Genomic DNA, 11,265 nt, shown 5'->3' with positions numbered 1-11,265 from the left:
GGTTTTAACGGGAGTAAAAAATGAGTGATGACGTAGCGCTGCCCCTTCAGTTTACTGAGGCCGCGGCCATGAAAGTAAAAAGCCTGATTGCCGACGAAGAGAACCCGGAACTGAAACTGCGCGTCTACATCACCGGTGGTGGTTGCAGCGGCTTCCAGTACGGTTTCACCTTTGATGACCAGATCAACGACGGCGACATGACCATTGAGAAACAGGGCGTGGCGCTGGTGGTTGACCCGATGAGCCTGCAATACCTGGTGGGCGGTGCGGTAGACTACACCGAAGGCCTGGAAGGGTCGCGCTTTGTAGTGACCAACCCGAATGCCAAAAGCACCTGCGGGTGCGGTTCCTCCTTCAGCGTCTGACAGCAGATTGCCGATAAAAAAAGCCGTGCTCAGCACGGCTTTTTTGTTTATGACTTTTCGTCGAGCGCGAAGGTGGGCAGCTTCAGGTGCCAGCGAATCGCGGCCAGACGTATCGCCAGCGTCACCACCATCCCCATCATGCTCGCCTGCTCCAGCGGCACCGCAAAGGTGTAATACGCCGTAGCATGGACGATACCGCCGACGATGCAGGCGGTGGCGTAGATTTCCGTACGCAGGATCATCGGGATTTCGCGCGCCAGCACGTCGCGAATAATCCCGCCGCCCACGCCGGTGAGCACGCCCATGCAGATCGCCACCAGCGGCCCGGTGCCGGCCATAAAGGCCTTGTTCACCCCAATCCCTACGAACACTGCCAGCCCGACGGCGTCGAGCACCGGCAGCACCCATTTGGGCATCCGGCGCGGCTGGCGCACCACCAGAATGGTAATCATGCAGGTCACCATCGCGACCACCAGGTCGGTGGGATCTTTTACCCAGAACACCGGCCCGTAAGCCAGCGCCATATCGCGTATTGTTCCGCCGCCGACGGCGGTAACCACGCCGAGTACCAGCACCCCGAAGGGGTCCATGCGCAGTTTACCCGCCAGCAAAACGCCGGATATCGCAAACACCGCCGTACCGATGATATCCAGCCAATAGATAAGCATGCGTTAATTCTCTCCGGTTACCTGACCTGCTTTAGCGCCGCACACAGCTGCTGCGCGGCGAGAATAATACGCGGGCCGGCGCGTTCAAACCAGTCACCGTTGAGGGCGATAACCGGCACCTGAAGCTGGCTGCCCCAGAACTGCTGCACGCGGGCGACGGCGCTGGCATCGCCGGGGATGGTAATCGCATCGGGACGACGGGCCAGCACCTGTTCGCGGCTCACCTGGGGCCAGGGAACGCGGCTGTCGGCAAAGATGTTTTTCCCGCCGCAGGTTTCCAGCAGTTGGTTCTGCAGCGAGCCGGGGCCGGAGGTAAACAGCGGGGCATTGCCGAACTGCATAAAGATCTTTTTCGGCATGGTGGTGGCGTACGCTGTCTGGAGCGCCTGAAAACGTTGCTCCAGCGAGGCGGCGGCGGCCGTGGCCTGCTCCGGCGTCGGGCTCCAGCGGGCCAGCGCGCGCAGGGCATTTGCCACCTCTGCCACCGAGGCGGGGTCGAGCCACATCACCTTTATGCCAAGCCCTTCCAGTTGTTTGACCTGACGCTCGGCGTTGCCTGCGCGCCAGGCCACCACCAGATCCGGCTTGAGCGCCACGATGCGTTCGAGGTTCATGCCCTGCCAGTTGGCGACCTGCTCAAGGTGGCGAGCAGCGGGAGGATAGTCGGACCAGGCGCTGACGGCGACCGGGGTGATACCGGCGGCGAAGGCCAGTTCGGTATTAGCGGGAGAGAGGGTAATGACGCGCGGCGCGGCGAGAAGCCACGCGGGAAGCAGGAGCAGCAGGGCGCAGAGCGCCCTGCCTGAGAAGACCTTAGCCACGAGCCAGATTCTGAACGAGGGTTTCCACCATCAGACTGGACTGCTTCGCCGCCACCGCCAGGAACTCGTCAAAGCTCAGGTGCGAGGTCTGGTCCGCCACGTCGGAGATCGCGCGCACCACCACGAACGGCACGCCGAAGTTATGGCAGACGTGCGCGATAGCGGTTGCTTCCATTTCTACGGCCACCGCCTGCGGGAAGTTGTGACGGATTTTCGCCAGGCCTTCGGCACCGTTGATAAACGCGTCGCCGCTGACGATAAGCCCGCGCACCGCGTGCAGATCCAGCTGACGAATGCAGGCTTCCGCCGCGTTCACCAGCTTTTCATCGGCAACGAAAGCCGCCGGGCAGCCCGCCATCTGACCGATTTCATACCCAAACGCGGTAACGTCGGCGTCGTGATAACGCGTCTCGTCAGAGACCACGATGTCGCCCACGTTCAGCCCCGGCGCAAGCCCGCCCGCGGAACCGGTATTGATGATCAGATCCGGTTTGCAGTGCTCCAGCAGCAGCGCGGCGCCCATCGCGGCGGAGACTTTACCAATGCCCGATTTCAGCAGGGCGACGTCGGTGCCGTTCAGCGTGCCGGTATACATTTCCAGGCCCGCCACGGTGATGGTCTGGCGGTTCTCGATTTTGTCACGCAGCAGCGTAACTTCTTCTTCCATAGCACCAATAATGCCTGCTTTCATAGGTCAACTCGCAATAGTTAGGGGACATAAACGCCTTTTCGCGGCATAGTCTATCATGGCAAGGTAGCAGGGTTTACCCCGCATCTCATTCCACTTCAGGGAGAGCGTATGGCAGAGATAGATTTCACCAAAAAGATCAACTGGCATCGCCGGTATCGCTCCCCCGAAGGGGTGAAAAGCGAACACGATATTCTGCGCATCTTCGAAAGCGATCGCGGGCGCATCATCAACTCCCCGGCGATCCGCCGCCTGCAACAGAAAACCCAGGTCTTTCCGCTGGAGCGCAACGCCGCAGTGCGTACTCGTCTTACCCACTCGATGGAAGTGCAGCAGGTCGGGCGCTACATTGCCAAAGAGGTGCTGAGCCGCCTTAAGCAGCAGAATTTGCTGGAGGCCTACGGGCTGAGCGAGCTGACCGGGCCGTTCGAAAGCGTGGTTGAGATGGCCTGCCTGATGCACGACATCGGCAACCCGCCGTTTGGGCACTTTGGCGAAGCGGCCATTAACGACTGGTTCCGCCAGCGCCTGTTCCCCGGCGATGCCGCCAGCCAGCCGCGCAGCGATGACCGCTGTCACAACGTCGACCTGCGCCTGAAAGAGGGCGAGGAGTCGCTTAACGCGCTGCGCCGCCAGGTGCGACAGGATCTCTGCCAGTTCGAAGGCAACGCTCAGGCGATACGGCTGGTGCATACCCTGCTGCGGATGAACCTCACCTGGGCGCAGGTGGGCTGCATTCTGAAGTACACCCGCCCGGCGTGGCGCATGGAGCCGCCGCCGGCCAGCCACAGCTACCTGATGAAAAAGCCGGGCTACTACCTCTCCGAGGAGGAGTACATCGGACGGCTACGCAACGAGCTGGCGCTCGAACCGTTCAGCCGCTTTCCGCTCACCTGGATCATGGAGGCGGCAGATGATATCTCCTACTGCGTGGCCGATCTCGAAGACGCGGTGGAGAAGCGCATCTTTAGCGTCGACCAGCTCTACCAGCATCTGCACGATGCCTGGGGCTGCCACGCGCCGGGGGACCTGTTTGCCCTGGTGGTGAATAACGCCTGGGAAAAATCGCGCGCCAACGCTATTCGCCGCAGCGCGGAAGATCAGTTCTTTATGTATTTGCGCGTCAATACGCTCAATAAACTGGTGCCCTACGCGGCGCAGCGTTTTATTGAGAACCTGCCCGTTATCTTCGACGGCTCCTTTAATCAGGCTCTGCTGGAAGATGAAAGCGCATTCAGTCGGCTGCTCGACGTTTATAAACGTGTGGCAATCAGCCACGTATTTAGCCACCCGGACGTTGAACAGCTGGAACTTCAGGGATACCGGGTTATTGACGGGCTGCTGAATATTTATCGTCCGCTACTGGAATTACCTCTGGTGGATTTTCAGGAGCTGGCCGAAAAAGAGAGCGTGCGCCGCCTGCCGATCGAGACGCGGCTGTTCCATAAGCTGTCCGGCAAACACCGTCTGGCGTACGTGGAAGCGGTAAGCAAACTGCACCCGGCAGCGCAGGATTACCCGGTATGGGAATATTATTATCGCTGCCGGCTTATCCAGGATTATATCAGCGGCATGACCGACCTCTATGCCTGGGATGAATACCGCAAACTGATGGCCGTGGAATAAATGAATATAAATCGATTCCTTATCCTGCCTTTTTTTGGCGTGTGATAAGGCATCGTTTTTTTATAAAATGGCGTGCGACGGCGTTTCGGAAAGATTTGTAAAGACGCCCAATAAATTTTTACTTTTTACAAAACGGTGTTCCTGGAACTTCGCGCTATAAAATGACTCTTAATCCGGTACACAGCCTTGTCTGAACTGTAATTGAGAATAGAAAAGATGAAAAAAAACGTTTTAGCGATGAGTGCACTTGCACTGAGTCTTAGCCTTGCGCTTTCTCCACTGTCAGTCAGCGCTGCCGAAACGGCTTCTTCTGCCACCACGGCGCAAACCATGCCTAGCCTTGCGCCGATGCTGGAAACGGTAATGCCGTCGGTAGTCAGTATTAACGTGGAAGGGAGTACCAAAGTAAACACCCCGCGTATGTCGCGTGATTTCCAACAGTTCTTCGGTGACAACTCACCGTTCTGCCAGGAGGGTTCGCCCTTCCAGAGCTCACCGTTCTGCCAGGGCGGTGGGGGAGCCGGTCCTGACGGCGGCCAGCAGAAATTTATGGCGCTGGGTTCCGGCGTGGTCATTGATGCCGCCAAAGGCTACGTGGTCACCAATAACCACGTGGTGAACAACGCCACCAGCATTAAGGTTCAGCTCAGCGACGGGCGTCGCTTCGATGCAAAAATGGTCGGCAGCGATCCGCGCTCTGACATCGCGCTGATTCAGATCCAGAACCCGAAAAACCTGACGGCGATTAAGCTTGCCGACTCTGACAAGCTGCGCGTCGGGGACTATACCGTGGCTATCGGTAACCCATTTGGCCTCGGTGAGACCGTCACCTCGGGTATCGTGTCGGCGCTGGGTCGTAGCGGCCTGAACGCCGAAAACTACGAAAACTTTATCCAGACCGATGCGGCGATTAACCGCGGTAACTCCGGCGGTGCGCTGGTTAACCTGAACGGCGAGCTTATCGGTATCAACACCGCGATCCTTGCCCCGGACGGCGGTAACATCGGTATCGGCTTTGCCATCCCGAGCAACATGGTGAAAAACCTCACCAGCCAGATGGTGCAGTACGGTCAGGTGCGTCGCGGTGAGCTGGGCATTATGGGTACCGAGCTGAATTCTGAACTGGCGAAAGCGATGAAGGTCGATGCCCAGCGTGGGGCGTTCGTCAGCCAGGTGATGCCGAACTCCTCCGCGGCGAAAGCGGGTATCAAACCGGGTGACGTGATTGTCTCGCTGAACGATAAGCCGATCAGCAGCTTCGCCGCGCTGCGTGCTGAAGTAGGCACCATGCCGGTTGGCAGCAAGCTGAAACTGGGTCTGCTGCGCGATGGCAAACAGGTTACGGTGAATATCGAACTGCAGCAGAGCAGCCAGAACCAAGTGGACTCCTCCTCGATCTTTAGCGGTATCGAAGGGGCGGAAATCAGCAACCGCGGTGCGGACAAAGGTGTGGTGGTCAACAGCGTGAAGGCCAACTCGCCGGCCGCGGCCATCGGGCTGAAGAAAGGTGACGTGATTGTCGGCGCTAATCAGCAGCCGGTGAAAAACATCGCGGAACTGCGCAAAATCCTTGATGCGAAGCCGTCAGTGCTGGCGCTGAACGTGCAGCGCGGCGACAGCTCGCTCTACCTGCTGATGCAATAAGTTACTGATTCCTTCCCCAAAGGGCCGCGTATGCGGCCCTTTTTTGTGAGCCTTTCCACAACTCCACACTCCATCCCGGCGCTTTGTGCATACGCACAATGGCCGAGGCTAATATCTGGCATATGCTGGGTCACTGCACAGGGGAGGGGTTATGGCGGGCTGGCATCTTGATACCAAAATGGCGCAGGACATCGTGGCGCGCACCATGCGCATTATCGATACCAACATTAACGTCATGGACGCGCGCGGGCGCATTATCGGCAGTGGCGATCGGGAGCGTATTGGCGAGCTGCACGAGGGGGCGCTGCTGGTGCTCTCCCAGGGCCGGGTAGTGGACATTGACGACGCGGTGGCGCGACATCTGCACGGGGTGCGTCAGGGGATCAACCTGCCGCTGCGGCTGGAAGGGGAGATCGTCGGGGTTATCGGCCTGACGGGCGACCCGGAAACGCTGCGTAAATATGGCGAGCTGGTGTGCATGACGGCGGAGATGATGCTCGAACAATCGCGCCTGATGCACCTGCTGGCCCAGGACAGCCGGCTGCGTGAAGAGCTGGTGATGAACCTGATTCAGGCGGATGAGCACACCCCGGCGCTTATCGAGTGGGCGCAGCGGTTGGGCATCGATCTCAATCAGCCGCGCGTGGTGGCGGTAGTGGAGGTGGACAGCGGCCAGCTTGGCGTGGATTCAGCGATGGCCGAGCTGCAGCAGTTGCAAAACGCCCTCACCACTCCGGATCGCAATAACCTGGTGGCGATTGTCTCTCTTACTGAAATGGTGGTGCTCAAACCGGCGCTCAACGCCTTTGGCCGCTGGGACGCGGATGACCACCGTAAACGCGTGGAGCAGCTTATCTCCCGCATGAAGGAGCAGGGCCATCTGCGTTTTCGCGTGGCGCTCGGCAACTACTTTACCGGGCCGGGCAGCATCGCCCGCTCGTGGCGCACGGCGCGTACCACCATGATGGTGGGCAAACAGCGTATGCCGGACAGCCGCAGCTATTTTTATCAGGACCTGATGCTGCCGGTACTGCTCGACAGCCTGCGCGGCGGCTGGCAGGCCAACGAACTGGCGCGCCCGCTGGCGCGGCTTAAGGCGATGGACAACAACGGCTTGCTGCGTCGCACGCTCTCGGCGTGGTTCCGCCATAACGTGCAGCCGCTGGCGACATCAAAGGCGCTGTTTATCCACCGTAATACCCTGGAGTACCGGCTTAATCGTATCTCGGAGCTGACGGGGCTGGATTTAGGAAACTTCGACGACCGGCTGCTGCTTTATATTGCGCTGCAGCTTGATGAGCAGCCCGGCTAAACGTAAAAATGGCAACCTGAGGTTGCCATTGTCGTCTTTGCTGTCGCTCCCGCGGGAGGGAGGCATCAGGGTGCGCCTGACCGCTTATTTATTGCGGGTGAGCTTTTCCAGATCGGATTCAATTTCAGCGATCTTATTTGCCACCACGCTTTCAAGGTGATGCAGATCGTCGAGGATCTTACGTTTCAGATCCACTTCGCTGCGATCGCGCTGGCAGATCTGATCCAGCTCATCAATCACGTAACGCAGGTTGGGGCTGATCTCCTGCACCTCTTTATAGCCCTGGCCCACGCCGTCCGCGACCACGGTTTTACGCTGGCGCGGGTACTTAAACTTCACGCTCTTGGCAAAGAATTCGCCTTTATCCTTCTGAAAGTAGATTTTCAGGATATCGTTGTTGGCTTCCTGCCGGAGGCTGTAACGATCGATTTCATCAGGATTAGTAATGCCCAGACTTTTCAGATTGTCGTACATAGCGGTACCCTTAATCGAATCATAACCTGTGAATAATCAACGAAAACATCCCTTTCCGCCACTGTTGGATATAAAAAAGGCGGGTTACCCCGCCTTTTTTGTGGTTACTCTCAGTCGATGGTGCGGAGCAGCTCGTTAATGCCGACCTTACCGCGGGTCTTGGCGTCGACCTTCTTCACGATAACCGCGCAGTAAAGGCTGTACGCGCCATCTTTCGACGGCAGGTTGCCTGAAACCACCACCGAACCGGCCGGTACGCGACCGTAGAACACTTCACCGGTTTCGCGATCGTAGATTTTGGTGCTCTGGCCGATGTAAACGCCCATGGAGATCACCGACCCCTCTTCAACGATCACCCCTTCAACCACTTCGGAGCGTGCGCCGATGAAGCAGTTGTCTTCGATGATGGTCGGGTTCGCCTGCAGCGGTTCGAGAACGCCGCCGATGCCCACGCCGCCGGACAGGTGCACATTTTTACCGATCTGCGCACAGGAGCCAACGGTGGCCCAGGTATCCACCATGGTGCCTTCATCAACGTAGGCGCCGATGTTGACGTAGGACGGCATCAGCACGGTGTTACGGGCGATAAACGCGCCCTGACGTACGGCCGCCGGCGGCACGACGCGGAAGCCTTCTTTCTGGAAGCGCGCTTCATCGTAGTCGGCAAACTTCATCGGCACTTTGTCGAAGTAGCGGCTCTCGGCACCGTCGATAACCTGGTTATCGTTGATGCGGAAGGAGAGCAGCACCGCTTTTTTCAGCCACTGGTGGGTGACCCACTGACCCTCAATCTTTTCAGCAACGCGCAGCACGCCGCTGTCGAGTAGCGCAATAACCTGATTTACCGCTTCGCGGGTCACGGTATCAACATTCGCCGGGGTGATGTCGGCACGGCGCTCGAAAGCGGACTCAATAACGTTCTGTAACTGCTGCATTGTTAACTCTTTCCTGATGTTTACGTAGGTTCAATAAATTCATTGACCTTTATCGTTTGGATTGAGGGCCGCTGTCAACCGTTGTTGTACTTCCTGCTGGAGCACATTATTAAGGGCACGCCGGTCGGCCGTCGCGATTATAAATAAATCTTCTACTCGCTCGCCAATTGTCGAAATTCTCGCCCCGTGGAGCGAAATGCCGAGGTCGGCAAACACCTGACCGACCCGCGCCAGCAGCCCTGGCTGATCGAGGGCGATAAGCTCGAGGAAGGTGCGGCGATCGGTATGGGTCGGCAGGAAATTGACCTCGGTATCCACATTAAAGTGGCGCAGTTTGGCCGGCTGGCGACGCGGCTGCGGCGGCTGCCAGGTGCGCTGGGAGATCGCCTGCTCCAGCCCGTGGCGAATTGCCTCGTGACGGTCGGCCGAAAGCGGGCTGCCGTCCGGCTCCAGCACGATAAAGGAGTCCATCGCCATGCCGTCGCGGGTAGTAAAGATCTGCGCATCGTGGACGCTGAGGTTACGTCGATCCAGCTCGGCGCACACCGCCGCGAACAGATAGGGGCGATCCGGGCTCCAGATAAAGATCTCGGTGCCGCCGCGCGTGGCCTGGGGGCTGAGCAGGATCAGCGGCTGGTTCAGGTCGTGGTTGAGCAGATTGCGGGCATGCCACGCGAGCTGATGTGGGCTGTGGCGCACGAAATAGTTGGCGCGACAGCGCGCCCAGATGTGGTGCAGCGCCTCTTCATTAATATTGTCCATGCGCAGCAGCGCCAGCGCCTGGACCTGATGATGCCGCACGCGCTCGCGCATATCCGGCGTGTGCTGCATCCCACGACGCAGCTGTTTTTCAGTAGCGAAATAGAGCTCGCGCAGCAGGCTTTGCTTCCAGCTGTTCCACAGCGTTTCATTGGTGGCGCAGATGTCGGCCACCGTCAGGCAGAGCAGGTAGCGCAGCCGATTTTCGGTCTGCATCTCTTCGGCAAACTGCTTGATGACTTCCGGATCCTGTATATCGCGGCGCTGGGCGGTGACGGACATCAACAGGTGCTGGCGTACCAGCCAGGCAATGAGCTGGGTTTCGCGCGAGTTCAGACCGTGCAATTCGGCAAAGGCGAGGACATCCTGCGCGCCGAGAATCGAGTGATCGCCGCCGCGCCCTTTGGCGATATCGTGGAACAGGGCGGCGATAAGAATCAGCTCAGGATGGGACAGCCGCGGCCAGAGATCGACGCACAGCGGGTGTCGGGCGCGGGTCTCCTCGCTGGCGAAGCTCTCCAGCTTCAGCAGCACGCGCAGGGTATGCTCATCCACCGTATAGGCGTGGAACAGATCGAACTGCATCTGACCGACAATGTGCGACCACTGCGGCATATAGGCGCCCAGCACGCTGTGGCGATGCATTGGCAGCAGGCCGCGCTTTACCGCGCCCGGATGGCGCAGCAGCGACATAAACAGCGCCCGCGCTTCCGGGATATAGCACAGCGGTTGGGCCAGATGACGACGCGCATGGCGCAGATGGCGCAGGGTCGCCGAATAGATACCGGTGATGTCGCGGTTGCGCACCATGGTGTAAAACAGGCGCAGGATCGCCTGCGGCTCGCGGATAAACAGCGTTTCGTCGCGCAGGTCGATAAGGCTGCCGCGCAGCTGGAAATCGTCGTCAATCGGCCGCGGTTTTTCATCGGCGGGCAGGGCGAGGATCGCCTCATCAAACAGCTGGAGCAGCATCTGGTTAAGCTCGCCGATACGGCGCGTGACGCGGAAGAAATCCTTCATCATTCGCTCAACCGGCTCGTTGCCTTCGCCGCGGTAGTTCAGACGCTGGGCCACGCTCAGCTGGCGGTCGAACAGCAGGCGGTTGTCGTAGCGGGTCAGCTCCAGATGCAGGGCGAAACGGATGCGCCACAGCGCGTGCTGGCACTCATCCAGCTCGCTGCGCTCGGCGCTGGTCAGGAAGCCAAAGTTGACCATCTCCCGCAGTGAAGTGGCGCCGAAATGGCGGCGCGCCACCCACTGCAGGGTATGAATATCACGCAGGCCGCCGGGGCTGCTTTTGATATCCGGCTCCAGATTGTAGCTGGTGCCGTGATAGCGCTGGTGACGCTCGTTCTGCTCGTCGACTTTGGCGGCGAAGAACTTCTCCGAGGGCCAGAAGCCGTCGCTGAAAATGTGCTTGTGCAGTTCGAGAAACAGGGCAACGTCGCCGATCAGCAGCCGGGACTCAATCAGGTTGGTGGCAACGGTGAGATCGCCCAGCCCCTCCAGCAGACACTCTTCGAGGGTGCGCACGCTGTGGCCGACTTCGAGTTTGATGTCCCACAGTAAGGTGAGCAGCTCGCCCACTTTCTGCGCGTCCTCATCGGAGAGCCGTTTACGGCTCAGGATCAGCAGATCGATATCCGAGAGCGGATGCAGTTCGCCGCGGCCATAGCCGCCCACCGCCACCAGCGCCAGGTCGCTGCGATCGGCGAAGCCGGCGTCAATCCACAGGCGCTGTAGCAGCTGGTCGATAAACTCGGTGCGCGCCTCGACCAGCTCGGTGACGTCCACGCCGTGGTCAAAGGCAGAGCCCAGCCAGCGCTGAAAATTGTCGATGCGGGTTTTGGTTTGCGCACAGCAGAGCGCCTGCTGAGGCCATGAGGTAGGGTTATCCGGCTGGCCGGGAAGCGTCGGCAGCGCGGTGTTAGCATACTGTTCGGGTAAACTGTGACTCATTGGTGCGCCGCCCA

Annotated in this window: 10 protein-coding genes; 4 read left to right on the top strand and 6 right to left on the bottom strand. The window is 59.3% G+C overall.

Annotation, left to right across the window (positions count from 1 at the left end; all coding sequences use genetic code 11):
• The first annotated feature begins 20 nt into the window (after positions 1-20).
• Positions 21-365: an iron-sulfur cluster insertion protein ErpA gene (gene erpA / locus DW58_RS02115; protein WP_024551104.1), complete on the top strand. Its 345-nt coding sequence runs from the start codon at positions 21-23 to the stop codon at positions 363-365.
• Positions 366-412: 47 nt separating this feature from the next.
• Here erpA and DW58_RS02110 read toward each other — a convergent pair whose 3' ends face one another.
• The 3 genes from DW58_RS02110 to mtnN are packed head-to-tail and all read right to left on the bottom strand — an operon-like array spanning position 413 to position 2,545.
• Positions 413-1,033 carry a TRIC cation channel family protein gene (locus tag DW58_RS02110; protein WP_024551103.1) on the bottom strand — a complete coding sequence of 207 codons (621 nt, stop codon included), beginning with the start codon at positions 1,031-1,033 and terminating at the stop codon, positions 413-415.
• 17 nt (positions 1,034-1,050) lie between these two features.
• A complete protein-coding gene (gene btuF / locus DW58_RS02105) occupies positions 1,051-1,854 on the bottom strand; it encodes a vitamin B12 ABC transporter substrate-binding protein BtuF (RefSeq protein ID WP_024551102.1) in 804 nt (267 codons plus the stop codon).
• On the bottom strand, positions 1,847-2,545 hold the full coding sequence (gene mtnN, locus DW58_RS02100; protein WP_024551101.1) for a 5'-methylthioadenosine/S-adenosylhomocysteine nucleosidase: 699 nt from the start codon (positions 2,543-2,545) through the stop codon (positions 1,847-1,849). The genes btuF and mtnN overlap by 8 nt, the downstream gene beginning before the upstream one ends.
• Before the next feature lie 108 nt (positions 2,546-2,653).
• On the opposite strand from mtnN, the gene dgt reads away from it, so the two are divergent.
• The 3 genes from dgt to cdaR all read left to right on the top strand — a co-directional run bounded on the left by dgt (position 2,654) and on the right by cdaR (position 7,124).
• A complete protein-coding gene (dgt, locus tag DW58_RS02095) occupies positions 2,654-4,168 on the top strand; it encodes a dGTPase (RefSeq protein WP_029592341.1) in 1,515 nt (504 codons plus the stop codon).
• A 216-nt stretch (positions 4,169-4,384) separates the two neighbouring features.
• Complete coding sequence (gene degP / locus DW58_RS02090; RefSeq protein ID WP_024549704.1) at positions 4,385-5,812, top strand: serine endoprotease DegP; 1,428 nt, start codon at positions 4,385-4,387, stop codon at positions 5,810-5,812.
• A gap of 151 nt (positions 5,813-5,963) precedes the next feature.
• The gene (gene cdaR / locus DW58_RS02085) at positions 5,964-7,124 is read left to right on the top strand and encodes a DNA-binding transcriptional regulator CdaR (protein ID WP_029696490.1); all 1,161 of its coding nucleotides are present in this window, start codon (positions 5,964-5,966) and stop codon (positions 7,122-7,124) included.
• Between the two features lie 84 nt (positions 7,125-7,208).
• Here the strand turns inward: cdaR and DW58_RS02080 are convergent, their stop codons facing one another.
• The 3 genes from DW58_RS02080 to glnD all read right to left on the bottom strand — a co-directional run bounded on the left by DW58_RS02080 (position 7,209) and on the right by glnD (position 11,251).
• A complete protein-coding gene (locus tag DW58_RS02080; RefSeq protein ID WP_024549703.1) occupies positions 7,209-7,598 on the bottom strand; it encodes a DUF3461 family protein in 390 nt (129 codons plus the stop codon).
• Between the two features lie 110 nt (positions 7,599-7,708).
• Positions 7,709-8,533 carry a 2,3,4,5-tetrahydropyridine-2,6-dicarboxylate N-succinyltransferase gene (gene dapD, locus DW58_RS02075; protein ID WP_024549702.1) on the bottom strand — a complete coding sequence of 275 codons (825 nt, stop codon included), beginning with the start codon at positions 8,531-8,533 and terminating at the stop codon, positions 7,709-7,711.
• A 39-nt stretch (positions 8,534-8,572) separates the two neighbouring features.
• Complete coding sequence (gene glnD, locus DW58_RS02070; RefSeq protein ID WP_024562480.1) at positions 8,573-11,251, bottom strand: bifunctional uridylyltransferase/uridylyl-removing protein GlnD; 2,679 nt, start codon at positions 11,249-11,251, stop codon at positions 8,573-8,575.
• Between the last annotated feature and the right edge of the window lie 14 nt (positions 11,252-11,265).

It is taken from the genome of Siccibacter turicensis LMG 23730 (assembly GCF_000463155.2).
Taxonomy (GTDB): domain Bacteria; phylum Pseudomonadota; class Gammaproteobacteria; order Enterobacterales; family Enterobacteriaceae; genus Siccibacter; species Siccibacter turicensis.
Note: the sequence above shows the minus strand (reverse complement) of the source record. Positions and strands in the feature narration are given on the sequence as shown.

Excerpts from the sequence above, each read along its gene's own strand:
- erpA (WP_024551104.1), top strand. The coding sequence starts at position 21 with ATGAGTGATGACGTAGCGCTGCCCCTTCAGTTTACTGAGGCCGCGGCC.
- DW58_RS02110 (WP_024551103.1), bottom strand. The coding sequence starts at position 1,033 with ATGCTTATCTATTGGCTGGATATCATCGGTACGGCGGTGTTTGCGATA.
- mtnN (WP_024551101.1), bottom strand. The coding sequence starts at position 2,545 with ATGAAAGCAGGCATTATTGGTGCTATGGAAGAAGAAGTTACGCTGCTG.
- dgt (WP_029592341.1), top strand. The coding sequence starts at position 2,654 with ATGGCAGAGATAGATTTCACCAAAAAGATCAACTGGCATCGCCGGTAT.
- degP (WP_024549704.1), top strand. The coding sequence starts at position 4,385 with ATGAAAAAAAACGTTTTAGCGATGAGTGCACTTGCACTGAGTCTTAGC.
- cdaR (WP_029696490.1), top strand. The coding sequence starts at position 5,964 with ATGGCGGGCTGGCATCTTGATACCAAAATGGCGCAGGACATCGTGGCG.
- DW58_RS02080 (WP_024549703.1), bottom strand. The coding sequence starts at position 7,598 with ATGTACGACAATCTGAAAAGTCTGGGCATTACTAATCCTGATGAAATC.
- dapD (WP_024549702.1), bottom strand. The coding sequence starts at position 8,533 with ATGCAGCAGTTACAGAACGTTATTGAGTCCGCTTTCGAGCGCCGTGCC.
- glnD (WP_024562480.1), bottom strand. The coding sequence starts at position 11,251 with ATGAGTCACAGTTTACCCGAACAGTATGCTAACACCGCGCTGCCGACG.